General features: G+C 40.6%; 24 protein-coding genes and 1 pseudogene. 23 read left to right on the top strand and 2 right to left on the bottom strand.

Translation table 11 applies throughout. The annotated features are described in order from the left end of the window. Positions 1-97 precede the first annotated feature (97 nt). Positions 98-913 carry an ABC transporter substrate-binding protein gene (locus tag N8M66_RS05485; RefSeq protein ID WP_049552696.1) on the top strand — a complete coding sequence of 272 codons (816 nt, stop codon included), beginning with the start codon at positions 98-100 and terminating at the stop codon, positions 911-913. A gap of 126 nt (positions 914-1,039) precedes the next feature. Here the strand turns inward: N8M66_RS05485 and N8M66_RS05480 are convergent, their stop codons facing one another. Beyond that, the gene (locus N8M66_RS05480; protein WP_070842539.1) at positions 1,040-2,311 is read right to left on the bottom strand and encodes a PLP-dependent aminotransferase family protein; all 1,272 of its coding nucleotides are present in this window, start codon (positions 2,309-2,311) and stop codon (positions 1,040-1,042) included. 141 nt (positions 2,312-2,452) lie between these two features. Between N8M66_RS05480 and budA the strand changes: the two genes are divergently transcribed. The 13 genes and pseudogenes from budA to N8M66_RS05415 all read left to right on the top strand — a co-directional run. Next, positions 2,453-3,184: an acetolactate decarboxylase gene (gene budA / locus N8M66_RS05475; protein ID WP_000360298.1), complete on the top strand. Its 732-nt coding sequence runs from the start codon at positions 2,453-2,455 to the stop codon at positions 3,182-3,184. Positions 3,185-3,193: 9 nt separating this feature from the next. Then, complete coding sequence (locus N8M66_RS05470) at positions 3,194-3,946, top strand: YhfC family intramembrane metalloprotease (RefSeq protein WP_261019836.1); 753 nt, start codon at positions 3,194-3,196, stop codon at positions 3,944-3,946. A 110-nt stretch (positions 3,947-4,056) separates the two neighbouring features. Further along, a complete protein-coding gene (gene murB / locus N8M66_RS05465) occupies positions 4,057-4,962 on the top strand; it encodes a UDP-N-acetylmuramate dehydrogenase (RefSeq protein WP_261046089.1) in 906 nt (301 codons plus the stop codon). Positions 4,963-5,121: 159 nt separating this feature from the next. After that, a complete protein-coding gene (locus tag N8M66_RS05460; protein ID WP_000742900.1) occupies positions 5,122-6,279 on the top strand; it encodes an ABC transporter ATP-binding protein in 1,158 nt (385 codons plus the stop codon). Next, on the top strand, positions 6,260-7,066 hold the full coding sequence (locus N8M66_RS05455) for an ABC transporter permease (RefSeq protein ID WP_000753801.1): 807 nt from the start codon (positions 6,260-6,262) through the stop codon (positions 7,064-7,066). Before N8M66_RS05460 ends, N8M66_RS05455 begins: the two co-directional genes overlap by 20 nt. Then, a complete protein-coding gene (locus N8M66_RS05450; RefSeq protein ID WP_000712740.1) occupies positions 7,063-7,836 on the top strand; it encodes an ABC transporter permease in 774 nt (257 codons plus the stop codon). Before N8M66_RS05455 ends, N8M66_RS05450 begins: the two co-directional genes overlap by 4 nt. Beyond that, the gene (locus N8M66_RS05445; protein ID WP_261046088.1) at positions 7,833-8,903 is read left to right on the top strand and encodes an ABC transporter substrate-binding protein; all 1,071 of its coding nucleotides are present in this window, start codon (positions 7,833-7,835) and stop codon (positions 8,901-8,903) included. The genes N8M66_RS05450 and N8M66_RS05445 overlap by 4 nt, the downstream gene beginning before the upstream one ends. A gap of 149 nt (positions 8,904-9,052) precedes the next feature. Next, positions 9,053-9,304, top strand: a complete 252-nt coding sequence (locus N8M66_RS05440; protein ID WP_261046085.1) for a hypothetical protein — start codon at positions 9,053-9,055, stop codon at positions 9,302-9,304. A 273-nt stretch (positions 9,305-9,577) separates the two neighbouring features. Beyond that, positions 9,578-10,063, top strand: a complete 486-nt coding sequence (locus N8M66_RS05435) for an LURP-one-related/scramblase family protein (protein WP_261046083.1) — start codon at positions 9,578-9,580, stop codon at positions 10,061-10,063. 21 nt (positions 10,064-10,084) lie between these two features. After that, on the top strand, positions 10,085-12,703 hold the full coding sequence (alaS, locus tag N8M66_RS05430; RefSeq protein WP_261046081.1) for an alanine--tRNA ligase: 2,619 nt from the start codon (positions 10,085-10,087) through the stop codon (positions 12,701-12,703). Positions 12,704-13,499: 796 nt separating this feature from the next. After that, positions 13,500-14,783, top strand: coding sequence for an AAA family ATPase (locus N8M66_RS05425; RefSeq protein ID WP_261046080.1), 1,284 nt, complete (start codon positions 13,500-13,502; stop codon positions 14,781-14,783). Further along, positions 14,764-15,606 carry a hypothetical protein gene (locus N8M66_RS05420; protein ID WP_125417208.1) on the top strand — a complete coding sequence of 281 codons (843 nt, stop codon included), beginning with the start codon at positions 14,764-14,766 and terminating at the stop codon, positions 15,604-15,606. Before N8M66_RS05425 ends, N8M66_RS05420 begins: the two co-directional genes overlap by 20 nt. A 134-nt stretch (positions 15,607-15,740) precedes the next feature. After that, positions 15,741-16,055, top strand: a pseudogene (locus N8M66_RS05415) (DHHA1 domain-containing protein); the annotation flags it as partial. Positions 16,056-16,145: 90 nt separating this feature from the next. Here the strand turns inward: N8M66_RS05415 and N8M66_RS05410 are convergent. Continuing rightward, positions 16,146-17,600 carry an alpha-amylase gene (locus N8M66_RS05410; protein ID WP_261046077.1) on the bottom strand — a complete coding sequence of 485 codons (1,455 nt, stop codon included), beginning with the start codon at positions 17,598-17,600 and terminating at the stop codon, positions 16,146-16,148. Positions 17,601-17,777: 177 nt separating this feature from the next. Here N8M66_RS05410 and N8M66_RS05405 point away from each other — a divergent pair, with 177 nt between their 5' ends. The 9 genes from N8M66_RS05405 (at position 17,778) to N8M66_RS05365 (ending at position 26,750) form a co-directional block, all read left to right on the top strand. After that, complete coding sequence (locus tag N8M66_RS05405; RefSeq protein WP_261046076.1) at positions 17,778-18,527, top strand: ABC transporter ATP-binding protein; 750 nt, start codon at positions 17,778-17,780, stop codon at positions 18,525-18,527. Then, on the top strand, positions 18,508-20,145 hold the full coding sequence (locus N8M66_RS05400; RefSeq protein WP_261046075.1) for a hypothetical protein: 1,638 nt from the start codon (positions 18,508-18,510) through the stop codon (positions 20,143-20,145). The genes N8M66_RS05405 and N8M66_RS05400 overlap by 20 nt, the downstream gene beginning before the upstream one ends. Before the next feature lie 199 nt (positions 20,146-20,344). Beyond that, entirely contained in the window at positions 20,345-21,508 is a 1,164-nt protein-coding gene (locus N8M66_RS05395) for a class I SAM-dependent rRNA methyltransferase (protein ID WP_261046073.1), read from the top strand. Continuing rightward, positions 21,505-22,182 (top strand): type I 3-dehydroquinate dehydratase, encoded by a 678-nt coding sequence (aroD, locus tag N8M66_RS05390; protein WP_261046071.1) that lies wholly within the window; start codon positions 21,505-21,507, stop codon positions 22,180-22,182. The genes N8M66_RS05395 and aroD overlap by 4 nt, the downstream gene beginning before the upstream one ends. Continuing rightward, the gene (locus N8M66_RS05385) at positions 22,172-23,026 is read left to right on the top strand and encodes a shikimate dehydrogenase (RefSeq protein ID WP_261046069.1); all 855 of its coding nucleotides are present in this window, start codon (positions 22,172-22,174) and stop codon (positions 23,024-23,026) included. The genes aroD and N8M66_RS05385 overlap by 11 nt, the downstream gene beginning before the upstream one ends. An 18-nt stretch (positions 23,027-23,044) precedes the next feature. After that, positions 23,045-24,112, top strand: a complete 1,068-nt coding sequence (gene aroB, locus N8M66_RS05380; RefSeq protein ID WP_261046068.1) for a 3-dehydroquinate synthase — start codon at positions 23,045-23,047, stop codon at positions 24,110-24,112. A gap of 9 nt (positions 24,113-24,121) precedes the next feature. Then, a complete protein-coding gene (aroC, locus tag N8M66_RS05375) occupies positions 24,122-25,288 on the top strand; it encodes a chorismate synthase (protein WP_261046067.1) in 1,167 nt (388 codons plus the stop codon). Between the two features lie 9 nt (positions 25,289-25,297). Next, positions 25,298-26,401 (top strand): prephenate dehydrogenase, encoded by a 1,104-nt coding sequence (locus tag N8M66_RS05370; RefSeq protein ID WP_261046066.1) that lies wholly within the window; start codon positions 25,298-25,300, stop codon positions 26,399-26,401. Positions 26,402-26,411: 10 nt separating this feature from the next. Continuing rightward, on the top strand, positions 26,412-26,750 hold the full coding sequence (locus tag N8M66_RS05365; protein WP_000065980.1) for a YlbF/YmcA family competence regulator: 339 nt from the start codon (positions 26,412-26,414) through the stop codon (positions 26,748-26,750). Positions 26,751-26,777 lie beyond the last annotated feature (27 nt).

Genomic DNA, 26,777 nt, shown 5'->3' with positions numbered 1-26,777 from the left:
AAAAAAATGTTTTTAAGATAAAAATTCAAAAAACACTTGACAAGCAACTTGGATAGCGTTATAATTATACAAAAATTAACAGAGAGGTTGTTTATTTATGAAATCAAAAAAATGGATATTTGTTTTATGTAGCTTTCTTGCAAGTTTCTTCTTAGTGGCTTGCCAGTCGGGTTCTAATGGTTCTCAGTCAGCTGTTGAGGCCATTAAGCAAAAGGGGAAATTAGTTGTGGCGACTAGTCCTGACTATGCACCCTTTGAATTCCAATCCTTGGTTGACGGGAAAAATCAGGTAGTTGGTGCGGATATTGATATGGCCCAAGCTATCGCTGATGAACTTGGAGTGAAGTTGGAAATCTCAAGCATGAGTTTTGACAATGTCTTGACCAGTCTTCAAACAGGTAAGGCTGACCTAGCGGTTGCGGGAATTAGCGCTACTGACGAGAGAAAAGAAGTCTTTGATTTTTCAATTCCTTACTATGAAAACAAGATTAGTTTCTTGGTTCGTAAGTCTGATGTAGAAAAATACAAGGATTTAACTAGCCTTGAAAGTGCTAATATTGCAGCCCAAAAAGGGACTGTTCCAGAATCGATGGTCAAGGAACAATTGCCAAAAGCTCAATTGACTTCCCTAGCTAATATGGGTGAAGCTGTTAATGAATTACAGGCTGGAAAAGTAGATGCTGTTCACATGGATGAGCCTGTTGCCCTTAGCTATGCTGCTAAAAATGCAGACTTAGCTGTCGCAACTGTCAGCTTGAAGATGAAGGACGGCGAAGCTAATGCAGTTGCCCTTAGAAAAAATAGTGCTGATTTGAAAGAAGTGGTGGACAAGGTCATCCAAAAACTCAAGGATGACGGTACCTACCAAAAATATCTTGAAAAGGCGGCAACCTTAACAGAAGTTGAAGAATAATACTCAATGAAAATCAAAGAGCAAACTAGGAAGCTAGCCGCAAGCTGTACTTGAGTACGGTAAGGCGACGCTGACGTGGTTTGAATTTGATTTTCGAAGAGTATAAGAAAAAAGCAGAGTTGGAAGTCAATCCAATTCTGCTTTTAAATAGTTTAAAACCTTTTCCAGATTTTCTAAGGATACCTTGGCAAATTGATAAGGGCAGGCATCCAAGTAAGCCTCCTCAAAGAAGTCCAATTTCAGCTGACTGTGTTTTAGGCTGGCGATTTTAGGATACTGTCTGAGGTCTAGCAATAAACCATCATGAAGCGGAAAGTGAGGAAGGGGACAAGGTGTTTTAGTTAAGATTTCCTCGATTTGTTTTTGGTAAGTTTCCTGATTGGACAAGCGAGCCAGACGATTTTTCTCAAATAATTGACTGTCAATATAGAGTGATAAGGCCTTTTGCATGATGAGGTTGCTGTCGTAGTCTAGGATATTTTTGTAGGCCACAAAGGCTTCTTTGATAGCATTTGGAAGGATAAGTGCTGTTATCCTCAGGGCTGGGAAGAGGCTGGTTGAGAAGGACTTGATATAAATGACGCGCTCCTCTGTATCTAGATAGTGGAAGGTCTGGCCCTTCTTGGAGTCCAAATCCCCCAAATAGTCGTCCTCTACGATATAGACACCATACTTGGCAGCTAAGTCAAGAATAGCTCGTTTGTCCTGCTCAGAATAGGAATGCCCCAGAGGATAGTGGAAGCGAGGAATGGTATAGAAAAACTTAATTTTTCCTGTTTTGAAGTGGCCTTCCAGTTCCTCCAAGTCAATCCCATCAATGCCTCGTTCAATCGTTTGATAGTCCAGACCTTGAGCAATCAAGAGACGATTCATCCGATGGTAGGTCGGCTGTTCCACCAAGATTGCCTTGGCTTGGCTAGGAAAGGATATTTGAGAAAGGATAAACAAGGCTTGCTGGGTTCCAGAAGTCAGTACAAGTTGATCAGCCTTGCAGTAGAGGGCTTGGTCAAAGAGCAGTTTATGAATGGATTGTCTTAAGTCTTCTAAACCTTCTTGGTTGTCATAGTAGTTGAAGAGGTAGTTTTCTCGGCCAATTAAGGTTTCATTGACACAGAGTCGGAAATCGTCATAGGCGCTGGCATGTTCGTCCGTAACCTCGATTTCTAGATCTTGATGTTGCCCTTGTTCTAGGACATAATAGCCACTCTGGGGCTTGGCATAGAGGTATTGTTCGTGTCGTAATTCCAGTAGGGCTCGTTGAATGGTATCCTTGCTACAGTGAAAGTCAAGGCTCAGTTGACGGATAGAAGGCAGGCGACTTCCCGTTGGAAAGCGTCCAGACTCGATACTATTTTTCAGATAAGCTATGACCTCTTGGTACTTGCTTTGTTTCTTCATTCCAGACCTCCCTTGATTTTGTTACATTGTACCCTTTTTTTTCCTTCTTGGCAATGTCTAGGGTGTTTCTCTCTTTCACATCTAGGGGCAAATGTGGTATACTTAGGAGTAACATTTATAGAATAACAGATAAGAAAGAGAATGGATAAGAACGTGCAGGAACCAGTGAAATTATTTCAATACAATACCCTTGGAGCCTTGATGGCTGGCCTTTATGGTGGTACCATGACGGTAGGAGAATTACTAGAGCATGGCGACCTTGGTTTGGGAACCTTGGATTCTATTGATGGAGAATTGATTGTCTTAGATGGCAAGGCTTATCAGGCCAAAGGATCAGGAGATCAGCCAGAAATTGTGGAAGTATCACCAGATGCCCTTATTCCTTATGCAGCAGTAGTACCGCATCAGGCAGAGGTTATTTTCCGACAGCGCTTTGAGATGACAGACAAGGAATTGGAAGAGCGGATTGAGTCTTATTATGATGGAGAAAATCTTTTCCGTTCTATTAAGATTCGTGGGGAATTTTCGCATATGCATGTGCGTATGATTCCTAAGTCAACACCAGATACCAAGTTTGCTGAGGTTGCAACCCATCAACCGGAATATAGTCGTGACAATGTGGCGGGGACCATCGTTGGTTTCTGGACGCCAGAGATTTTCCATGGAGTTAGTGTGGCAGGCTACCATCTGCACTTCATTTCAGATGACCTGACCTTCGGTGGGCATGTCATGGACTTTGTCATCAAGGAAGGCATTATCGAGGTGGGAGCAGTTGACCAGTTGGACCAACGTTTCCCAGTCCAAGACCGTCAATACTTGTTTGCTAAGTTCAATGTTGACGAGATGAAAAAAGATATTGAAAAGGCAGAATAGGAGACGAAAATGACCACTCATATTATCATTACCATGGTGCTGTTGCTGGCTCTCTTGCTAGGGAGTATTTGGTATACCAAAAAGAAATACCAGATTAATCTAGCTGTCTTGGGCTTGGGGGCTGTTGCCTTCTTTCTCTCTTCACAGATTCTAGAAAAATTGATTCATATCATAGTTCTTCATCCTCAAAAAGACGGTAGTATTGCCCTCTTGCAAGACCATCCGTTTGTCTATATTGTCTATGGACTAGCCATGGCAGCTCTTTTTGAGGAAACAGCTCGTCTTGTTTTCTTCAAATGGTTGGAGAAAAAGAGAAGTTTGGAAAAGGCAGATGCCTTGGCTTATGGATTGGGGCATGGTGGCTTGGAGTTGATTTTCTTAGGTCTTACTAGTTTGATCAATCTCTACATCGTTCTCTCAGCAGTTCAAACGCAAAATCCACAGGTTATGCAATTGCTGTCTGAAAATATGTTGAAAACTATTCAGTCGCTATCAGTCTGGCAGATTTATTTGCTTGGTTTTGAGAGAATCTTGGCGCTAGGTTTCCAATTGCTTTTGACTGTTTGGGTTTACCAAGCTGTTCGCCAGAAGAAATGGATTTATCTCCTAGCGGCCTATGGACTACATGCCTTCTTTGACCTGGCACCATCTCTTGCCCAAGTTGGCTGGTTGACCAATCCAGTCTTGATTGAAGTTGTCCTAGCACTTGAACTTGTTCTAGTCGCCTATGGAACCAAGGCAATCTTTTGCAAAAAATCATAAAAAGAGGGGAAACCTCTTTTTTTGTTTAAAATAAGCCCAAGATTTTTTAGGGTCGTCAAATGGTCTTAAAAATGGTATAATGGAATGAATTTTGTAAAAGGAAGAGTGTCATGTCAGTAAAAGAAAAAATGCTTGAAATCTTAGAAGGGATTGATATCCGTTTCAAGGAACCCTTGCATAGCTATAGTTATACAAAAGTAGGTGGAGATGCCGATTATTTGGTCTTTCCACGAAATCGTTTTGAGTTGGCGCGCGTTGTAAAATTTGCCAATCAAGAAAATATCCCTTGGATGGTGTTGGGAAATGCTAGCAACATCATTGTTCGTGATGGTGGGATTCGTGGATTTGTCATCTTGTGTGACAAGCTCAATAATGTTTCCGTTGATGGTTATACCATTGAAGCTGAAGCTGGTGCCAACTTGATTGAAACAACTCGCATTGCCCTTCGTCATAGTTTGACTGGTTTTGAGTTTGCTTGTGGCATTCCAGGGAGCGTCGGCGGTGCTGTCTTTATGAATGCGGGTGCCTATGGTGGCGAGATTGCCCACATCTTACAGTCTTGTAAGATTTTGACTAAGGACGGAGAAATCGAGACTCTGTCTGTCAAGGATTTGGCTTTTGGTTACCGCCATTCAGCCATTCAGGAGTCTGGTGCAGTTGTCTTGTCAGCTAAATTTGCTCTAGCTCCAGGAAGCCATCAGGTTATCAAGCAAGAAATGGACCGCTTGACGCATCTACGTGAACTCAAGCAACCTTTAGAATATCCATCTTGTGGTTCGGTCTTTAAGCGTCCAGTTGGACATTTTGCAGGTCAATTAATTTCAGAAGCTGGCTTGAAAGGCTATCGTATCGGTGGCGTAGAAGTGTCTGAAAAGCACGCAGGTTTTATGATCAATGTTGCAGATGGAACGGCCAAAGACTACGAAGACTTGATTGAGTCTGTGATTGAAAAAGTCAAGGAACACTCTGGTGTTACTCTTGAGAGAGAAGTCCGTATTTTAGGTGAAAGCAAGTAGAAAGCTGTAGTTGAAAAGTTGCTGCTATATCATGGAAAGGGGGTGAAAGCCTATCGTCAGTGCAGAAGAATGTAGGCAGTTCAGTCTCCTACACGAGGTAGTGGCGGCCTGACAGAGCCCTGATCTGTTAATCTATGAAAAAGAAGGAATAAATGACAATTGAAAAAACCAATTATTGAATTCAAAAACGTCTCTAAAGTTTTTGAAGACAGCAACACCAAGGTTCTCAAAGATATCAACTTTGAGTTGGAAGAAGGGAAGTTCTATACTCTTCTAGGCGCGTCTGGTTCAGGGAAATCAACTATCCTTAACATCATTGCAGGTTTACTGGATGCGACGACAGGAGATATTTTGCTGGATGGTGTCCGTATCAATGACATCCCAACCAACAAGCGAGACGTCCATACGGTCTTCCAATCCTATGCCTTGTTTCCACATATGAATGTGTTTGAAAATGTTGCCTTTCCACTACGCTTGCGCAAGATTGATAAGAAAGAAATCGAGCAACGCGTAGCGGAAGTTCTCAAGATGGTTCAGTTGGAAGGGTACGAAAAACGTTCCATTCGTAAACTCTCTGGAGGACAACGTCAGCGTGTGGCTATTGCCCGTGCCATCATCAACCAACCCCGTGTGGTCTTGCTGGACGAGCCTCTGTCAGCGCTGGACTTAAAATTACGAACAGACATGCAGTATGAACTGCGTGAACTACAACAACGATTGGGGATTACCTTTGTCTTTGTTACTCACGATCAGGAAGAAGCGCTGGCCATGAGTGACTGGATTTTCGTTATGAATGATGGCGAGATTGTCCAGTCTGGAACACCTGTGGATATCTACGATGAGCCAATTAACCATTTTGTTGCCACCTTTATCGGTGAGTCAAATATCTTGCCAGGAACCATGATTGAGGACTACTTGGTTGAGTTTAACGGCAAACGCTTCGAAGCGGTCGATGGTGGGATGAAGCCAAATGAACCTGTCGAGGTCGTGATTCGTCCAGAGGACTTGCGTATTACCCTTCCTGAAGAAGGTAAGCTCCAAGTTAAGGTCGATACCCAGCTTTTCCGTGGGGTGCACTATGAAATTATCGCCTATGACGAACTCGGAAATGAATGGATGATCCACTCAACCCGTAAGGCCATCGTGGGTGAGGAAATCGGTCTGGACTTTGAACCAGAAGACATCCACATCATGCGTCTCAACGAAACTGAAGAAGAGTTCGATGCTCGTATCGAAGAATACGTAGAAATTGAAGAGCAAGAAGCAGGTCTGATCAATGCAATCGAGGAGGAAAGAGATGAAGAAAACAAGCTCTAAACTCTTTGTAGTGCCCTACATGCTTTGGATTGCCCTCTTTGTCCTGGCACCCTTGGTCTTGATTTTCGGTCAATCCTTTTTCAATATCGAAGGCCAGTTTAGCTTAGAAAACTATAAATCTTACTTTGCGTCACAAAACTTGACCTACCTCAAAATGAGCTTTAACTCCGTGCTTTATGCAGGAATTGTGACCTTTGTGACCTTGCTTATCAGCTATCCAACAGCCCTCTTTTTGACCCGTCTCAAGCACCGTCAACTCTGGCTCATGCTGATTATCCTGCCAACTTGGATCAATTTGCTCCTCAAGGCCTATGCTTTTATCGGGATTTTTGGTCAAAATGGCTCTATTAACCAATTCTTGGAATTTATCGGAATCGGTTCACAACAGTTGCTCTTTACTGATTTCTCCTTTATCTTTGTCGCAAGCTACATCGAGCTTCCCTTTATGATTTTGCCGATTTTCAATGTCTTGGATGATATGGATAATAACCTCATCAATGCCAGCTACGACCTCGGTGCGACCAAGTGGGAGACCTTCCGTCATGTCATCTTCCCTCTATCTATGAATGGGGTGCGAAGTGGGGTTCAGTCGGTCTTTATCCCCAGCTTGAGTCTCTTCATGCTGACTCGTTTGATTGGTGGGAACCGTGTTATTACGCTGGGAACGGCTATTGAACAGAACTTCCTAACCAATGACAACTACGGTATGGGTTCAACCATCGGTGTGATTCTCATCCTGACCATGTTCATCACCATGTGGGTGACCAAGGAAAGGAGAGAACGATGAAAAAATTTGCCAACCTTTATCTGGGACTGGTCTTTCTTGTCCTCTACCTGCCAATCTTTTACCTGATTGGTTATGCCTTTAACGCAGGCAACGACATGAATAGCTTTACAGGCTTTAGCTTGAGCCATTTTAAAACCATGTTTGGCGATGGTCGCCTCATGTTGATTGTGACTCAGACCTTTTTCTTGGCCTTTCTATCAGCCTTGATTGCGACCATTATCGGGACTTTTGGTGCCATTTACATCTACCAGTCTCGTAAGAAATACCAAGAAGCCTTTCTTTCACTCAATAATATCCTCATGGTTGCGCCTGACGTTATGATTGGTGCCAGCTTCTTGATTCTTTTTACTCAACTCAAGTTTTCACTTGGCTTTTTGACCGTTCTATCTAGTCACGTGGCCTTCTCCATTCCTATCGTGGTCTTGATGGTCTTGCCTCGACTCAAGGAAATGAATGGGGACATGATTCATGCGGCCTATGACCTTGGTGCCAGTCAATTTCAGATGTTCAAGGAAATCATGCTTCCTTACCTGACACCGTCTATCATTGCAGGTTATTTCATGGCCTTCACCTATTCGCTAGATGACTTTGCCGTGACCTTCTTTGTAACGGGAAATGGCTTTTCAACCCTGTCAGTCGAGATTTACTCTCGTGCTCGCAAGGGGATTTCGCTAGAGATCAATGCCCTGTCTGCCCTTGTCTTTCTCTTTAGTATTATCCTGGTTGTTGGGTATTACTTTATCTCACGTGAGAAGGAGGAACAAGCATGAAAAAACTCTATTCATTTTTAGCAGGAATTGCAGCCATCATCCTGATCTTGTGGGGAATTGCGACTCATCTAGATAGTAAAATCAATAGTCGAGATAGTCAAAAACTGGTAATCTACAACTGGGGGGACTATATCGATCCTGAACTCTTGGAGAAATTCACAGAAGAAACAGGAATCCAAGTCCAGTACGAGACTTTTGACTCCAATGAAGCCATGTACACCAAGATCAAGCAGGGTGGAACGACTTATGATATTGCTATCCCAAGTGAATACATGATCAACAAGATGAAGGACGAAGATCTCTTGGTACCGCTTGACTATTCAAAACTTGAAGGTCTTGAAAATATCGGACCAGAGTTCCTCAACCAGTCCTTTGACCCAGGCAATAAATTCTCCATCCCTTACTTCTGGGGAACACTGGGAATTGTCTACAATGAAACCATGGTCGATGAAGCGCCTGAGCATTGGGACGACCTCTGGAAACCAGAGTATAAGAACTCTATCATGCTCTTTGATGGGGCACGTGAGGTACTGGGACTGGGACTCAATTCCCTCGGCTACAGCCTCAACTCCAAGGATACCCAGCAGTTAGAAGAGACAGTGGACAAGCTCTACAAGTTGACTCCAAATATCAAGGCTATTGTGGCGGACGAGATGAAGGGCTACATGATTCAGAATAACGCTGCAATCGGTGTGACCTTCTCTGGCGAAGCTAGTCAAATGCTAGAAAAAAATGAAAATCTACGCTATGTGGTACCGACAGAGGCCAGCAACCTTTGGTTTGACAATATGGTCATTCCCAAAACAGTCAAAAACCAAGATGCCGCCTATGCCTTTATCAACTTTATGTTGAAAGCCGAAAATGCTCTTAAAAATGCGGAGTATGTGGGCTATTCAACACCAAACCTACCAGCTAAGGAACTACTCCCAGAGGAGAAAAAAGAAGACAAGTCCTTCTATCCTGATGCTGAAACCATGAAACACCTAGAAGTTTATGAGAAATTTGACCATAAATGGACAGGAAAATATAGCGACCTCTTCCTACAGTTTAAAATGTATCGGAAGTAGGAGCTAAACGGATGAAAACGAATCAGTCAGCTGGTTCGTTTTTTTATGTAAAAGGCAATTTTTGTAACTGTATCTTTTTCTATTCTAGTTGCTTATTTTCTTGCCTAGTAGTATACTAAGCTTAACCTTACAGAAAGCGGTAACAAATAATGAAAATGTCTACTTTTTTCAAAAAAAGTTATTGGCCAGCCTTTTTGACTGTTCAGCAAACTGTTATACTATTCTTTCTAAAGGATGGTTTGGATCGACAATACCTAACAACTGATTCCATACATTTGGTGATAGGGTTCTTTATATTTGTAAATATTTTCGAAGCTATCTTTAACAATTCAAAACTTTGGAATAAAAGTTGGGATAAAAAGAGTGATAGCAGTAAGAAAAAATATATCCTGAAAAAGTAAGAAGAGATGTAGGGAATGGGTTATTTAAATGGGAATCATTTCCAGTTGACGCAAGCTTAAAAAAACGATATAATAAGAAAGTTGAGAATTGATTTTCAATCATCTTAGTCCAGAGAAATGGCGGTGCTGCGAGCCATCTAAGCTAGGAAGTCATGCTACTCAATTTAACAATTGCATAAGAATAAGAGAATGACAAGTTCATTGAATGAAGGTGGTACCGCGGTTTTTCGCCCTTCGTGATATGAGCTTGTCTTTTGATTTTTGGAGGTGTTGATGAAAACATTTCTTGTCAAACAAAAGTTTCGTCTTGGAGGCGAGCGCTTCGCTATCAAGGATGACAGGGGAGAAATCGCCTATCAGGTGGAGGGGTCATTTTTTAAGATTCCCAAAACCTTTACCATCTATGATGCATTTGGTAACCAAGTCAGTGAGATTAGTAAAGAGATTTGGACTCTACTTCCTCGTTTCGAGATTCAGCTTCAGGATGGATCGAGTTTTGTCATTCGTAAGAAGTTAACCTTCTGGCGGGATAAGTATGAGTTTGATAATCTAGGCCTTCGTATTGAGGGTAATATCTGGGATTTGAATTTCAAATTGCTGGATGATCGCGATCAGTTGATTGCGGAAATCAAGAAAGAACTCTTCCATCTGACCTCTACCTATACCGTAACGGTTCTTGAGGACGCTTATGCAGACCTAGTCATTTCCCTCTGTGTCGCGATTGACTATGTGGAAATGCTGGAAAGCCAATCACATTAAACAAGTAAATAAGGAGACAATATGAAACAACTATCTAGTGCACAAGTACGCCAAATGTGGCTTGATTTCTGGGCGACTAAAGGTCACTCAGTAGAACCATCAGTGAGTTTGGTTCCTGTAAATGACCCAACTCTTTTGTGGATCAACTCTGGGGTAGCAACCCTTAAGAAATACTTTGACGGGACTATTATTCCTGAAAATCCACGTATTACCAATGCCCAAAAGGCAATCCGTACCAACGATATTGAAAACGTAGGAAAGACTGCGCGTCACCATACTATGTTTGAAATGTTGGGGAACTTCTCTATCGGGGATTACTTCCGTGACGAAGCTATTACTTGGGCTTATGAGCTTTTGACAAGCCCTGAATGGTTTGATTTCCCAGCTGAGAAACTTTATATGACCTACTATCCAGATGATAAAGATTCTTATAACCGCTGGATTGAAGTGGGAGTGGATCCAAGTCACTTGATTCCAATCGAGGATAATTTCTGGGAAATCGGTGCTGGACCTTCTGGACCAGATACAGAGATTTTCTTTGACCGTGGAGAAGCTTTTGACCCAGAAAATATCGGTATTCGCCTTCTTGCAGAAGATATCGAAAACGACCGTTACATTGAAATCTGGAACATCGTTTTATCACAATTTAATGCAGACCCTGCTGTTCCTCGTAGCGAATACAAGGAATTGCCACACAAGAACATTGATACGGGCGCTGGTTTGGAGCGTTTGGTGGCGGTTATCCAAGGGGCTAAGACAAACTTTGAAACTGACCTCTTCATGCCGATTATCCGTGAAGTTGAGAAATTGTCTGGTAAGGTTTATGACCAAGATGGCGACAACATGAGCTTCAAGGTCATCGCTGACCACATCCGTTCTCTTTCATTTGCCATCGGTGATGGTGCCCTTCCAGGAAATGAAGGTCGTGGTTATGTTCTTCGTCGTCTTCTCCGTCGTGCTTCTATGCACGGTCAAAAATTGGGAATCAACGAACCTTTCCTTTACAAACTCGTTCCAACTGTTGGAAAAATCATGGAAAGCTACTACCCAGAAGTTCTTGAAAAACGTGACTTTATCGAAAAAATCGTTAAGAGCGAGGAAGAGTCATTTGCTCGTACCCTTCACTCAGGTCAACACTTTGCCCAAGATATCGTAGCAGACTTGAAAGAAAAAGGTCAATCTGTTATCGCTGGTTCAGATGTATTCAAACTCTATGATACTTATGGATTCCCAGTTGAATTGACTGAAGAAATCGCTGAAGAAGCAGGTATGACTGTAGATCGTGAAGGTTTTGAAGCAGCCATGAAAGAACAGCAAGAACGCGCGCGTGCGTCTGCTGTCAAGGGTGGTTCAATGGGTATGCAAAATGAAACCCTTCAAAACATCACAGTGGAAAGCCGATTTAACTATGAAGCATCACAATTGTCTTCTAAATTGGTGGCTATCGTGGCTGACAATGCAGAAGTAGAAGCTGTATCAGAAGGAACTGCCTCTCTTATCTTTGCGGAAACGCCATTCTATGCTGAAATGGGTGGACAGGTCGCTGACCACGGACAAATCTTGGATGAGTCAGGTAAGGTCGTGGCTACTGTGACAAATGTACAAAAAGCTCCAAACGGACAAGCCCTTCACACTGTTGACGTCCTTGCACCGCTTGCCTTGAACCAAGAATATACCTTGGCAATCGATACAAATCGTCGTCACCGTGTCATGAAAAACCACACTGCGACTCACTTGCTTCACGCTGCCCTTCACAATATCCTTGGAAACCACGCAACACAAGCAGGATCTCTTAACGAAGTCGAATTCCTTCGCTTTGACTTCACGCATTTCCAAGCAGTAACTGCAGAAGAATTGCGTGCGATTGAACAGCAAGTCAACGAGAAAATATGGGAATCTCTTGAAGTTAAGACAGTTGAAACGGATATTGACACTGCCAAGGAAATGGGAGCTATGGCCCTCTTTGGTGAGAAATACGGTAAAGAAGTTCGTGTTGTTACTATCGGTGACTACTCTATCGAGCTTTGTGGTGGTACCCACGTTGGCAACACTTCTGAGATTGGTCTCTTCAAGATTGTCAAAGAAGAAGGAATTGGATCAGGAACTCGCCGTATCTTGGCAGTGACTGGTAAGGAAGCCTTTGAAGCCTACCGTGAACAAGAAGACGCTCTTAAAGCTGTTGCAGCAACTCTTAAAGCACCTCAACTTAAAGAAGTACCTCACAAGGTAGAAGGCCTTCAAGAACAACTTCGTCAATTGCAAAAAGAAAATGCTGAGTTGAAAGAAAAAGCCGCAGCTGTAGCTGCAGGCGACATCTTCAAGGATGTGAAGGAAGTCAATGGTCACCGTTACATTGCTAGCCAAGTATCTGTATCTGACGCTGGTGCCCTTCGTACTTTTGCGGACAACTGGAAACAAAAAGATTACTCTGATGTGCTTGTCCTAGTTGCCGCTATCGGTGACAAAGTCAATGTTCTTGTAGCAAGCAAGACAAAAGACCTTCATGCAGGAAACCTTGTCAAAGAATTGGCACCAATCGTCGATGGACGTGGTGGTGGTAAACCAGACATGGCCATGGCAGGAGGAAGCAACCAAGCTAAAATCCAAGAATTGTTGGATGCGGTAGCAGGTAAATTGTAATCAAGTAAAGATCTATCCAGTAGGGTAGGTCTTTTTTAAAAAAAAGGAAATTTTTTAAAATTGTTTAACAATAATTTTATATTGCTGAGGAGGTGTGATATATAGTGGATTGAAATAAGATATGAACAAAGATATTAGGAAAGTCAAATTAATTTCTAAAAACGTTTTAGAATTCTTTGAGTACTATTCTAGATTCAATCCTTTATAGTTAGATTGCTATTCACGTATTTGATTTTTAATGTAGGGAAAGTTACATCTTCGAAATTATAAAGAGTATCTAAAACTAAATAAATTTAGCTCAATGAAGCCAAGAAGATTGTTTGTTTATTAAAATTATTGAATCAATAGGTTAATTCATCATACAAATAACAAATTCAGAAAATTAATAGAATAAATAATGATGTTAATTTGTTTTTATCAATTTATTTAAAGTTGAATATTTGCAATTTTATCTATTACTAAGATTAGTAAATATAATTTCTCTTCTAATTTGAAAAAACAGAAAAAGGATGTTATAATGAAATCGATTTCTCTGCTAATCAGATAGAGAGGATATAAGATATAATTAGAGGAAAGATTATAGTGTTACTATTAGTATGAAGGAAACAGGATTGTATATAAAAGATATTTTAGTAACTATATAAGATGGTAAAAACACTTGGACTTTTAGTTAGACTTTAGAACTTTAAAAATAAAGTGATTTGTTGTATATTGAAGATGAAATATTTAAAATTACTTAAAAATGATGGACTACGTTAGTTATGTTTTGTTATGAATGAAAAAGAGGTTAAAAATTATGAAGATTCAATTTAAAAAATTATTTGGTCGATTTGACTATAGTATAGAATTAAAAGAGGATGGGCTAACCATTATTACGGGTCCAAATGGATTTGGGAAATCGACTATATTAGATTGTATATATCAATTGTATAAAAAGGAGAATGGTATTCTGTTTTTTTTGAACTTAGATTTTGAAGAAGTATTTTTTTTAATATCTAATGAAAAGCAATTAAAAATCACAAAAAAATCCGGTGCTTTAGTAGTAAATGATAAAACAAATTGCTCTGTTAATTTTAAAAATATTAAAAAATATTTTGGGGATGATTTCTTTTTAAATAGATATTATAATCAAAATTATGACAAAAAATTTGCGAATAGGAAAACTATGGATAAAGATTTTGCTTATGAGTCATTTATAGAAAGTTATTTTAATATAGAAAAAAATTATAATAAAAAGCGTATTCAAAAAAATAATATTATGTTTGTGGGAAATGCTCTGAGAGAGTTTTCGAAAGAATTAGGGAAGGTATTTTACATAAGAGAACAAAGGTTGGTCAGTGAAGAATTTGATAGATTTGATGAATCGATATTAAAAGATGAGATTAAAGAATTGCCTAAAAAATTCAAACTTCTTTTGGATAGGAATAGTTCAGAATATTCCTCAAAGTCTAATGAATTAGATAGTTCTTATCCTATAAGATTATTTAATAATAAAGAAGCAATTACCTCAAAAGATGAATTCAATCAGAAAATAGAATTGATGACTGAAAAATTTCAAAAATTAAATAAGTTTGATTTATCTCGTGTTCAAAATTTGAGGAATTTAGAGTTTAAAGAAGAATTTGCAAAAGCACTAAAAATATATTTTGATGACTTTGATGAGAAATATCAAATCTATGAAAATTTTGTTAATCAATTAGAGTTATTTACCGATATAATAAATGATAAATTGGATTTTAAAAAGATTGAGATTTCAAGAGAAGAGGGTATTTTTATTGAGGATATTGATGTTAAAGGAAAGAAGCTTTCCCTGTCCCAACTGTCATCCGGAGAAAAACAGGAAATTATTTTATTTTATAAGTTGATTTTTGAGACTCCTGAGAATACCTTATTATTAATTGATGAACCTGAAATATCCTTACATATTGCTTGGCAAAAGAAATTTATGGACGATTTATATAAGATAATTAAATTCAAAAACCTGAATGTGATAGTTGCCACGCACTCTCCACAAATTATTAATCATCGTTGGGAGAATCAAATTGATTTAGGAGAGTTATATGAACAAAAACTCGATTAGAAAAAATCTCAAGCGAGAGGATATAGTTTCCGAAATTAGACTTTTACGTGGTGAAGACTATGAGAAAGAAAAGACTTTTGTGATAGTAGAGGGAGACGATGATTTAAAATTTTTTAAAAATAAATTTAATTCTAATGCATATGTATTCGAATCGTTTTCAGGATGTGATGGGGTTGAAGAAATTGTTAATTATTTTCAGAGTGATAAAAGAATTATTGGGATACGAGATAAAGACTATAGCAGTTTAACTTCAGGTGAAAATAAAATTTTTTTGTATGATTATCATAGTTTAGAAATTATGTTAGCTATGAATAATGAGTCATTTGAAAGTATATGTACTGAATTTTATTGTGGAGATAAGGAAGTATTTGAGTTGAGAAATAAAGTATTTCAAAAACTAAAGTATATAAGTTGTTTTAGAGAAAAAAATTTATCTGAGGGTTGGGAACTCATTACTGAAAATATTTCTATTGATGAACTGTATAGAAAATCAAAATTAAACTGTAAAGAAGACATTATAAAAGAAATAAATAGACCGTCAAAAAATAATTACGATTCAGAGAAGCAGTCTATTGTTGAGGAACATTATCATTTCGTTACAGATTTAAAGTTAATTACAAGAGGACACGATTTTTCTGAATTATTTAAAGTGATTTGTAACACTTCTGGAATTGAAAAAAATATTAAAAGTAAAGATGTTGAGTTAGTACTGAGAACTAGTTTCACTAAAGAGTCATTTAAAAGAACTAATCTTTTTAAGAGTCTTTCAGAATATGAAAAATCGTATGGACTTAACTTTTTAGTTGGTAGAAACATATATTAAATTATGATAAGTTGTAGATTTAAAATGATAATTAATTTAATAAAAAATTGTTTAATTAGTAGTTAGAAAAAGATTTTCTATTTTTTCACTTTAATAATCGTATCTTACGAATTTTTAATGTTTAACTTTAATTAGTTCAAGAAGCAAATGGTCACCGTTACATTGCTAGCCAAGTGTCTGTATCAGATGCAGGTGCCCTTCGTACCTTTGCGGACAACTGGAAACAAAAAGACTACTCTGACTTACTTGTCCTAGTTGCTGCTATCGGAGACAAAGTCAATGTCCTTGTAGCAAGCAAGACAAAAGACCTTCATGCAGGAAACCTTGTCAAAGAATTGGCACCAATCGTCGATGGACGTGGTGGTGGTAAACCCGACATGGCTATGGCAGGAGGAAGCAACCAAGCTAAAATCCAAGAATTGTTGGATGCGGTAGCAGGTAAATTGTAAGAAAACAAAGATCTATCCATTTGGGTAGGTCTTTTTTGTGAATACAAAAAAGCCAAATCCGTTTGGACCTGACTTGATTATTATGAACTATTAGATTGTATTGGCTGCCCAGACACTTACCGAAGCAGCTGAGACTGGAAATTGTCCATAACCTTCCTCATCAATTGTAACTTGACCTTGGTGGTTTTCAAGTAAATCTACAAAGGTTTGGTTAGCCCATTCTTGGCCGACAAACATAGACTTGCTGTTTTCTTGGTCATTTGAGATGAGGACTGCGATTGGGGATTGATTTTCAGCACCTGAACGTACCCAACCGATACAGTTAGGATCATCAAAGTAGTCATTTTGTTCTCCATAGGCCAAATCTTTTCGGATGGCTAGGAGGCGGTCAAGGACTTCTTTGAAATCCTGTTGAGCATACTGTCCTGAAATACCATAGTAGTCTCCGTAAAAGACACATGGAAGGCCATCTTGGCGTAAGAGAATGAGGGCATAGGCTGCTGGCTTAAACCATTCTTCAACAGTAGACTCAAGGGCCTGTCCTCGTTGGGTATCGTGGTTGTCGACAAAGGTTACAGCCTTGTAAGGTTTGAGTTCAACCAAGCTATCTGTGAAAATACCACGAAGGTCATAGTTTGCGCCAGCTTGACTGGCTTCAAAGAGATTCTGGTGGAGACGAACATCGACAAGGTCAAAGCGTTCTTCTGTTTTTTCAAGGTAGTCTAGATTGGCTTCCTTATCAGGATTCCAGAATTCACCAAAAACATAGAAATCGTCACCGTATCTTTCCTTCATATCTCGGATGAAATTGCTCATGAAGAAAGAGTCAATGTGCTTAACGGCATCCAAGCGGAAACCAGCTACACCAGTTGTCTCCATGAACCATTCAGCCCAGTCATAGATGTTTTGTATGACTTCAGGATGTTTAAAGTCTAGGTCTGCATACATGAGGTAGTCGTAGTTTCCGTTTTCGTTATCGACCAATTCCTCATTTGCCCAGCCCTTATTGTCACCTTGGATCAGATAAATCCCAGACTTACGGCGTTTGGCATCATAGTCTGTACCTGTGAAGTGGTACCAGTGCCAGTGGAAATCATTGTAGGTATCTTGGCGTCCATCGAAGGTAAAGTTAGTCCAGCCATTGATGGTGAAGGGTTCTCCAAGTTCAACTGTACGGTCAACTGGATCCACTTCGATAACCTGAAAGGCTTCCATGTGATCAGCAGCAGCCTTGTGATTGAGCACCACATCGGCCATAGGTTGAATTCCCTGTGCTTTTAGGGCTTGAATAGCTTGAAGATAGTCTTCTTTAAAACCATACTTGGTTCGGACAGTTCCTTTTTGGTTAAACTCGCCTAGGTCGAATAAGTCATAGACCCCATAGCCAACATCTTTTTCATTGGTGGCCTTGAAGGCTGGGGGCATCCAGACATGGCTGATACCGAGATCAGCTAGGTGTGGAGCATCTTCAGCCAGACGCGTCCAGTGCTGGCCGTCATGGGGCAGATACCATTCAAAGTATTGCATGAGTGTTTGATTTTGCATGATGTTTCCTCTTACTTGTCAATCTTGTTCTTTATTCTATCATAAAGTATCGGTTAGCTCAAACGTTTGCGTAAAATAGAAGACATGTATTTCAACTATTTAAGATAAAGTGTTGATTTTTAAAATGAAAGCGCTATAATTATAGTAAATTACATAGATAAAGAGAGGAGATTTCTCATGATTGAATTTCAAAATGTTAGTAAGTTGTATGGTGATAAAGAGGCCTTGAGCAATCTCAATTTGCAGATTGAAAATGGAGAGATTATGGGCTTGATTGGCCATAATGGTGCTGGAAAATCGACCACTATAAAATCCTTAGTCAGTATCATTTCACCCAGCAGTGGTCGTATTTTGGTAGACGGTCAGGAGTTATCGGAAAATCGCTTAGCGATCAAACGAAAGATTGGCTACGTTGCAGACTCGCCTGACTTATTTTTACGCTTAACAGCCAATGAGTTTTGGGAATTGCTTGCCTCATCCTATGATCTAACTAGTTCTGACTTGGAGTCTAGTCTAGCTAGGCTATTGAGCGTTTTTGATTTTGCTGAAAATCGCTATCAGGTTATTGAAACCCTTTCTCACGGAATGCGTCAGAAAGTCTTTGTCATCGGGGCACTCTTGTCTGATCCTGATATTTGGGTCTTGGACGAACCCTTGACTGGTTTGGATCCCCAGGCTGCCTTTGATTTGAAGCAAATGATGAAGGAACATGCACAAAAAGGCAAGACGGTCTTATTTTCAACCCATGTCTTAGAGGTAGCTGAGCAAGTCTGTGATCGGATTGCTATTTTGAAAAAGGGGCATTTGATTTATTGTGGAAGCGTAGAGGACTTGAGAAAAGACCATCCAGATCAGTCTTTGGAAAGTATCTACCTTAGCCTTGCTGGTAGAAAAGAGGAGGATACAGATGCGTCTCAAGGTCATTAAAAAATTAGTTGATATCAATATCCTCTATTCATCTCAAGAAGCTAATCTGGCTAATCTACGAAAGAAGCAAGCTAAAAATCCTGGAAAAAAAGTAAATGTTTCCGCTAGAGTCCTCAGTTCTTACATTTTTTCCAGTCTCTTGATGCTCATCATGTTTATAAATATAGCCTTTCGTTTTCCTTTTGAGGAAATGCCAAGTTTTTTTAGTAGCATGATTGCTATTTTACTGGTGCTTGCCTTTTCAACTTCTTTCACTGCATTTTACAATGTCTTTTATGAGAGTAAGGACTTGGCATCGTATAGGCCCTATGCCTTTAAAGAATCAGAGATTATAATTGCTAAAGGACTGTCTGTTCTCTTGCCAGCTCTAGCTGGAATTGTACCAATCCTAGCTTATTTTCTAGTCCTCTATATTAGGCTAGCTCCTTCTCTTTGGCTGGGCTTGCCTTTGATGCTGCTGTCCTTGGCCTTGTTATTTGTCTCTGTTACTTTAGTGATGGTAGTGGCAGTACATTTCTTGGCTCAGACTAGGGTCTTCAGAAAGTATCAGTCTATTTTTTCGAATGTGATGATTGGAATAGGAGTTCTCATACCTTTAATATTTGTCCTCTTTCTACAGTCGACTTTTGGAAGTATTGTTGACAAAGTTAGAGACATTCCATTTCTCCTTTATCCTCTTCATATCTTTTACAAAATAGCAGTGGAGCCTTTTTCGACAGAAGCCATACTGGGTCTGCTCGCTTGGATAGCTTTAACTGTTTTCTTGCTTTACCTGACCAAAAAGAAGGTTTTTCCTCATTTTTATGACGTGATTCTGCTTAACAGTGAGGAGAAGGTCAAGAAAGAACGTCGCAATAAGGAGAGAATTTCAACTACTAATAAAAAGGGCTTTTTCCGTATGGTTTTACGCTACCACCTCACCCTCTTGGGACAGGGAACTGGCGTGGTTACAGTGCTTTTTACAAGTGCTTTCCTTCCTTATCTCATGATGATTGGTCTGATTTCCAACATCCGAGATTCTCAGATAGTTCCAGACATTCATCCTCCATACTGGTTACCCTTGTTTTTTATAGCTCTCTTTATAGCAGTTGTCAATAACAATATCACCAGCCTGCATTCAATTGCCTTGTCCTTGGAGAGGGAAAATGTTGATTTCCTTAAGAGTTTACCCTTTGACTTTGCTCGTTATGTGAAAGTGAAATTTTGGATTATATTTGCTGTCCAGTCCTTTTTACCAGTTCTGACTTTGCTTGGTCTTTCTCTTTATTTAGGATTGCCAATACTTTCGATGATTTACCTTCTTGTGGCATGGATCCTTGCCAGTGTCATCCTTTCTTGCCACCATTACCTTAAGGACGTGAAAAATTTGTCAACCAATTGGAGTAACATTACGGACCTGGTGAACCGTTCAAATCGTATAGTAGCAATAGTTTTACTCTTAATTTATAGTGTTATCTTAATGATTTTAGTCATTGTAAGCTTATTCTTGGTTCAGTCTCTCTCCACTATCCTTGCCATCAGCTTGGGAGTAGGAGCTCTTATTCTCCTACTTGGTCTTGCTGTATTTAGCTATCATTACTATCTATCACGGATATTGGTAGAGATAGAAAAAAGATGAGATAGTTGGTTTCTTGCTTGATAAATTTTATAAAAAGAAATGCTCCTCCAAGACGGAAGAGCATTTTTTATTGTGATTCTCACACAATTACTTCCTAAGTTTTTATTAGTATTAGTATACCATTTTTTAAAACTAGAGTAAAAAAGCAAGGGTAGTTTCTTTTTTGAGAATTGTCACAAAATTTGCTATAATAGGGACTATGAATAGAATAAGAGTCAACAAAAGGGTTGAAAAGAAGCTCGCTAAGGGGCTAGTTTTACTAGAAGCTAGCGACCTTGCAGATGTTCATCTCAAGGATCAGGAAGTAGAAGTGCAGAGTCAAGATGGAAACTTTCTTGGTACTGCCTACCTTTCTCAGCAAAACAAGGGCTTGGGCTGGTTTGTCAGCACAGACAAAGTGACCTTCAATCAAGCTTTCTTTGAAACGCTGTTTAGACAAGCTAAAGAAAAGAGAAGTTCCTACTATCAAGATGAATTGACAACTGCCTTTCGTCTCTTCAACCAAGAGGGAGATGGCTTTGGCGGTCTGACAGTGGACCTTTATGGCGACTATGCTGTCTTTTCTTGGTATAACTCTTATGTTTATCAGATTCGCAAGGTTATCTCAGAAGCTTTTAGACAGGTTTTTCCTGAGGTTTTAGGGACCTATGAGAAGATCCGCTTTAAGGATTTGGACTATGAATCTGCCCATGTTTATGGTCAAGAAGCGCCTGACTTTTTCACTGTTTTGGAAAATGGTGTTCTGTATCAAGTCTTTATGAACGATGGCTTGATGACAGGAATTTTCCTAGATCAGCACGAGGTTCGTGGTAGTCTAGTTGATGGGTTGGCTATGGGTAAATCCTTGCTCAATATGTTTTCCTACACAGCAGCCTTTTCAGTAGCTGCAGCTATGGGAGGAGCTAGCCAGACAACTTCTGTTGACCTAGCCAAACGTTCACGAGAATTGTCTCAAGCGCATTTTCAGGCAAATGGGCTCAGCACAGACGACCATCGTTTTATAGTCATGGATGTTTTTGAGTATTTCAAGTATGCTAAGCGAAAAGGCTTGACCTATGATGTGATTGTCCTAGATCCGCCTAGCTTTGCTCGGAACAAAAAACAAACGTTCTCTGTGGCCAAGGATTATCACAAGTTGATTTCCCAGAGTCTTGAGATTTTAAATCCGGAAGGGATTATCATTGCTAGTACCAATGCTGCCAATGTTTCCCGCCAGAAATTTACAGAACAAATTGATAAAGGCTTTGCAGGAAGAAGTTACCAAATTTTAAACAAATACGGTCTTCCAGCAGATTTCGCCTATAATAAAAAAGATGAAAGTAGTAATTACCTCAAGGTGATTAGTATGAAGGTTAGTAAATGAAATTAATCGTTTCAGTAATGCCAAGAAGTTTAGAGGAGGCTCAGGCTCTGGATGCCACGAGGTATCTGGATGCCGACATCATTGAATGGCGTGCCGACTATCTGCCTAAAGAAGCGATTTTGCAGGTGGCTCCAGCCATTTTTGAAAAATTCGCAGGCCGTGAGTTAGTTTTCACCCTACGAACTCGCTCTGAGGGGGGAGAAATAGACCTTTCTCCAGAAGAATATATCCATCTAATCAAGGAAGTTGCGCAACTCTATCAACCAGACTATATTGATTTTGAGTACTTTAGTTACAAGGATGTTTTTGAGGAAATGCTGGACTTCCCAAATCTTGTTTTGAGTTACCACAATTTCCAAGAAACACCTGAAAATATGATGGAAATCTTGTCAGAGTTGACGAGCCTAAATCCAAAACTTGTCAAGGTTGCGGTGATGGCTCACACGGAGCAGGATGTCTTAGACTTGATGAACTATACACGAGGTTTTAAAACCCTCAATCCTGAGCAGGAATATGTGACCATTTCTATGGGCAAGGTGGGCAAGGTCTCTCGTATCACTGCAGATGTGACTGGTTCGAGCTGGTCCTTTGCTAGTCTAGATGAGGCAAGTGCCCCAGGTCAGATTTCCTTAGCTAACATGAAAAAAATTCGGGAGATTTTGGATGAAGCTTGATGGCTATACACGTTTAGCTGCCGTTGTTGCCAATCCTATTAAGCATTCTATTTCCCCCTTTATCCACAATGGTGCCTTTGAGGCGACAGCTACCAATGGTGCTTACGTGGCTTGGGAGATTGAAGCGGGTGATTTGGCAGAAACAGTGGTCAATATTCGTCGCTACCAGATGTTTGGCATCAATCTGTCCATGCCCTATAAGGAGCAGGTGATTCCTTATTTGGATGAGCTAAGCGATGAAGCGCGCTTGATTGGTGCGGTCAATACGGTTGTCAATGAGAATGGCAATTTAATTGGATATAATACAGATGGCAAGGGATTTTTTAAGAGCTTGCCTTCTTTTACAATTTCAGGCAAAAAGATGACCCTGCTGGGTGCAGGTGGTGCGGCCAAGTCCATTTTGGCACAGGCTATTTTGGACGGCGTCAGTCAGATTTCTGTCTTTGTTCGTTCAGTTTCTATTGAAAAAACAAGACCTTATCTAGACAAGTTACAAGAGCAGACAGGCTTTAAAGTGGACTTGCATACTTTAGAAGATATTCCTGAACTGCAAGCAAGGATTGCTGAGTCGGATTTACTGGTCAATGCGACAAGTGTAGGGATGGATAGTCAATCATCTCCAGTTCCTGAAAGCATAGTCTTACCAGAAACTCTTTTAGTAGCAGATATCATTTACCAACCCTTTGAAACACCATTTTTAAAATGGACCAGAAGTCAGGGGAATCCAGCGGTCAATGGTCTGGGAATGTTGCTCTATCAAGCTGCAGAAGCTTTTCAACTGTGGACAGGAAAGGAAATGCCGACGGAAGAGATTTGGCAGTCCTTAAAAGAAAAATACCAATAAAGAAAGGGAGATTCTCCTATGAAAATCAGAATCGATATTCCTCATCATCCTTATGATATTCAGATTGAAAAAGGCTGTCTGGCTCAGGCTGGTCAATGGTTGCGAGAACTCTGGCAACCGCAAAAAGTGGTTATCGTAACAGACAATCATGTAGCCTCTCTTTATGCAGAGAAGGTCAAGCTCAGCCTAGAAGATGCTGGTTTTCAGGTAGCAGTTTTTGACTTTTTAGAAGGTGAAGAAAGAAAGAATTTAACCACTGTTCAGAAAGTCTATGAATTCCTAGTTAAGCAGGGGTTGACTCGTAGCGATGGAATCGTGGCTCTTGGTGGCGGTGTCGTTGGAGACCTGGCTGGTTTTGTAGCCTCTACCTATATGCGGGGTATTCACTTTGTTCAGATACCGACTAGCTTGACAGCCCAGGTGGATTCGTCTATCGGTGGAAAGACGGGTGTTAATACTCCATTTGCTAAAAATATGGTGGGTACCTTTGCCCAACCAGATGGGGTTCTGATTGACCCACTTGTCCTTGAAACGCTTGGAAAGAGAGAGTTGATTGAAGGGATGGGTGAGGTCATCAAGTATGGCTTGATTGAGGATCCAGAACTGTGGGCTCTCTTGACGAAGTTGAATGGTTCTGTTGAGAGCATTTTGGAACATGCAGAGACCTTGATTGAACATTCTTGTCAGGTTAAGCGCAAGATGGTGGTTGAGGATGAGTTGGACAATGGTGTTCGCCTTTACCTCAATTTTGGCCATACTATTGGTCATGCCATTGAAGCGACGGCTGGTTATGGAAAAGTCATGCATGGCGAGGCTGTTGCCATGGGAATGGTACAGATTTCCAAGGTTGCTGAGGAAAAAGGCCTCATGCCAGCTGGCATTACCCAGTCCATCACAGAAATGTGTCAGAAATTTGGCTTGCCTGTTGATTATGAAAACTGGGATGTTGACAAGCTTTATCAGGCTTTGACTCATGATAAGAAGGCGCGTGGCAATACCTTGAAATTGGTCTTGGTGTCAGAGCTTGGTTCTGCAACCATCCACCCAGTTTCTTTGGAAGAGATGAAAGACTATTTGGTAAAATAAGGAGAACGTATGAGATATTTAACTGCAGGAGAATCACACGGTCCCCGTCTGACAGCTATCATTGAGGGAATTCCAGCTGGACTTCCTTTGACAGCTGAGGACATCAATGAGGATTTGAAACGTCGTCAGGGTGGATACGGCCGCGGTGGCCGTATGAAGATTGAGAGTGACCAGGTTGTCTTCACTTCGGGTGTTCGTCACGGAAAGACGACTGGGGCTCCTATTACCATGGATGTCATCAATAAGGACCACCAAAAATGGCTGGATATTATGTCTGCGGAAGACATTGAAGAGCGACTTAAAAGCAAACGAAAAATCACCCATCCTCGCCCAGGCCATGCCGATTTGGTTGGGGGTATCAAGTACCGTTTTGATGATTTAAGAAATTCTTTGGAGCGTTCATCAGCTCGTGAAACCACCATGCGGGTGGCAGTTGGGGCAGTTGCCAAACGCCTCTTGGCTGAACTGGAGATAGAAATTGCCAACCATGTCGTGGTCTTTGGTGGTAAGGGAATCGATGTTCCTGAAAATCTAACTGTGGCTGAAATCAAGCAGCGAGCTGCCCAGTCAGAAGTTTCTATTGTCAACCAAGAACGGGAACAAGAAATCAAGGATTATATTGACCAAATCAAACGTGACGGTGATACCATCGGTGGTGTTGTGGAGACAGTCGTCGGAGGCGTACCAGTTGGTCTTGGTTCCTATGTCCAATGGGACCGAAAATTGGATGCCAGACTGGCCCAAGCTGTTGTCTCTATTAATGCCTTTAAAGGGGTGGAATTTGGTCTAGGGTTTGAAGCTGGTTACCTTAAAGGTAGCCAAGTCATGGACGAAATTCTCTGGTCTAAAGAAGACGGTTATACTCGCCGTACCAACAATTTGGGTGGCTTTGAAGGTGGTATGACTAATGGGCAACCCATCGTTGTTCGAGGCGTCATGAAACCCATTCCTACTCTCTACAAACCACTCATGAGTGTGGATATCGAAACCCATGAACCCTACAAGGCAACAGTCGAAAGAAGTGATCCGACCGCTCTTCCAGCAGCAGGTGTAGTTATGGAAGCAGTTGTGGCAACGGTTCTGGCACAAGAAATCCTTGAAAAATTCTCATCAGACAATCTAGAGGAATTAAAAGAAGCGGTAGCCAAACACCGAGACTATACAAAGAACTATTAAGGAGTTCCTATGGCAAAAACAGTCTATATCGCAGGTCTTGGATTGATTGGAGCCTCTATGGCCCTAGGTATCAAACGTGATCATCCAGATTATGAAATTTTAGGTTATAATCGTAGTCAAGCTTCGAGAGATATCGCCTTGAAAGAAGGCATGATTGACCGTGCAACAGATGATTTTGCCAGTTTTGCTCCCTTGGCAGATATTATCATTCTCAGCTTGCCAATCAAACAAACTATTGCTTTCATTAATGAATTGGCCAACTTAGACTTAAAAGAAGGCGTCATTATTTCAGATGCTGGTTCGACCAAGTCAGCCATTGTAGATGCAGCGGAGCAGTATTTGGCTGGCAAGTCTGTTCGCTTTGTAGGAGCCCATCCCATGGCTGGTAGTCACAAGACAGGGGCTGCTTCGGCAGATGTCAATCTTTTTGAAAATGCCTATTATATCTTCACGCCTTCGAGCCTGACAAGTCCTGACACACTTGAGGAAATGAAGGATCTGCTTTCAGGTCTTCACGCTCGTTTTATCGAGATTGATGCCAAGGAGCATGATCGAGTCACTTCTCAGATTAGCCATTTTCCTCATATTCTGGCTTCTAGTCTCATGGAGCAGACCGCGGTCTATGCTCAAAAACATGAGATGGCAAGGCGCTTTGCGGCAGGTGGTTTTCGAGATATGACTCGGATTGCGGAAAGCGAGCCAGGTATGTGGACGTCCATTCTCTTGTCCAATCGTGAGACTATTCTGGAGCGAATTGCGGATTTCAAGGAACGTCTGGATAAGGTTGGTCAGGCCATCAGCAAGGGAGATGAAGAGCAGATCTGGAACTTTTTCAACCAAGCGCGTGAGCAACGTCAGGCTATGGAAATTCATAAGCGTGGCGGTGTGGATAGCTCTTATGACCTTTATGTCGATGTTCCTGATGAAGAAGACGTTATTTTACGAATCTTGGAATTACTACGTGGAACTTCCTTGGTTAATATTCATATCAACGAGGAAAACCGTGAGGATATTCACGGAATCCTACAAATTTCATTTAAAAATGCTCAAGACTTGGAACGAGCTGAGCAGCTAATAACAGAAAATACCGACTATACAGTCGTCATCAAATAAGGAGAAAATCATGTCAAATATTTACGATAGTGCAAACGAACTCAGTCGCGGTTTACGCGAATTACCAGAATACAAGGCTGTCAAAGCAGCTAAAGATGCGATTTCAGCAGATGCTGAGGCGAGCAAAATCTTTACAGAATATGTTGCTTTCCAAGAGGAAATTCAAAGACTAGCCCAGACAGGTCAAATGCCAGATGCATCCTTCCAAGCGAAGATGGAAGGCTTTGGCAAGCAGATTCAGGGGAACAGCCTCTTGTCAGAATTCTTTACCAAGCAACAACAATTGGCCATTTACCTTTCTGACATTGAAAAAATTGTTTTCGAACCAGTTTCAGAATTGCTAAAATAAGAATATTATGTTGTTCATTTTTTATAG

Source organism: Streptococcus mitis (assembly GCF_946188585.1).
Taxonomy (GTDB): Bacteria; Bacillota; Bacilli; order Lactobacillales; family Streptococcaceae; genus Streptococcus; species Streptococcus mitis_DG.
The sequence above is the reverse complement of the archived record's forward strand: the minus strand, read 5'-3'. Positions and strand labels throughout refer to the sequence as shown.

Coding starts and splice junctions, on each gene's coding strand:
- N8M66_RS05400 (WP_261046075.1), top strand. CDS start 18,508: ATGCGTCTCAAGGTCATTAAAAAATTAGTTGATATCAATATCCTCTAT.
- alaS (WP_261046081.1), top strand. CDS start 10,085: ATGAAACAACTATCTAGTGCACAAGTACGCCAAATGTGGCTTGATTTC.
- N8M66_RS05370 (WP_261046066.1), top strand. CDS start 25,298: ATGGCAAAAACAGTCTATATCGCAGGTCTTGGATTGATTGGAGCCTCT.
- N8M66_RS05485 (WP_049552696.1), top strand. CDS start 98: ATGAAATCAAAAAAATGGATATTTGTTTTATGTAGCTTTCTTGCAAGT.
- N8M66_RS05445 (WP_261046088.1), top strand. CDS start 7,833: ATGAAAAAACTCTATTCATTTTTAGCAGGAATTGCAGCCATCATCCTG.
- N8M66_RS05470 (WP_261019836.1), top strand. CDS start 3,194: ATGACCACTCATATTATCATTACCATGGTGCTGTTGCTGGCTCTCTTG.
- aroD (WP_261046071.1), top strand. CDS start 21,505: ATGAAATTAATCGTTTCAGTAATGCCAAGAAGTTTAGAGGAGGCTCAG.
- N8M66_RS05410 (WP_261046077.1), bottom strand. CDS start 17,600: ATGCAAAATCAAACACTCATGCAATACTTTGAATGGTATCTGCCCCAT.
- N8M66_RS05385 (WP_261046069.1), top strand. CDS start 22,172: ATGAAGCTTGATGGCTATACACGTTTAGCTGCCGTTGTTGCCAATCCT.
- N8M66_RS05365 (WP_000065980.1), top strand. CDS start 26,412: ATGTCAAATATTTACGATAGTGCAAACGAACTCAGTCGCGGTTTACGC.
- N8M66_RS05435 (WP_261046083.1), top strand. CDS start 9,578: ATGAAAACATTTCTTGTCAAACAAAAGTTTCGTCTTGGAGGCGAGCGC.
- N8M66_RS05425 (WP_261046080.1), top strand. CDS start 13,500: ATGAAGATTCAATTTAAAAAATTATTTGGTCGATTTGACTATAGTATA.
- budA (WP_000360298.1), top strand. CDS start 2,453: ATGGATAAGAACGTGCAGGAACCAGTGAAATTATTTCAATACAATACC.
- N8M66_RS05480 (WP_070842539.1), bottom strand. CDS start 2,311: ATGAAGAAACAAAGCAAGTACCAAGAGGTCATAGCTTATCTGAAAAAT.
- murB (WP_261046089.1), top strand. CDS start 4,057: ATGTCAGTAAAAGAAAAAATGCTTGAAATCTTAGAAGGGATTGATATC.
- N8M66_RS05450 (WP_000712740.1), top strand. CDS start 7,063: ATGAAAAAATTTGCCAACCTTTATCTGGGACTGGTCTTTCTTGTCCTC.
- N8M66_RS05440 (WP_261046085.1), top strand. CDS start 9,053: ATGAAAATGTCTACTTTTTTCAAAAAAAGTTATTGGCCAGCCTTTTTG.
- N8M66_RS05420 (WP_125417208.1), top strand. CDS start 14,764: ATGAACAAAAACTCGATTAGAAAAAATCTCAAGCGAGAGGATATAGTT.
- N8M66_RS05405 (WP_261046076.1), top strand. CDS start 17,778: ATGATTGAATTTCAAAATGTTAGTAAGTTGTATGGTGATAAAGAGGCC.
- N8M66_RS05455 (WP_000753801.1), top strand. CDS start 6,260: ATGAAGAAAACAAGCTCTAAACTCTTTGTAGTGCCCTACATGCTTTGG.
- N8M66_RS05395 (WP_261046073.1), top strand. CDS start 20,345: ATGAATAGAATAAGAGTCAACAAAAGGGTTGAAAAGAAGCTCGCTAAG.
- aroB (WP_261046068.1), top strand. CDS start 23,045: ATGAAAATCAGAATCGATATTCCTCATCATCCTTATGATATTCAGATT.
- aroC (WP_261046067.1), top strand. CDS start 24,122: ATGAGATATTTAACTGCAGGAGAATCACACGGTCCCCGTCTGACAGCT.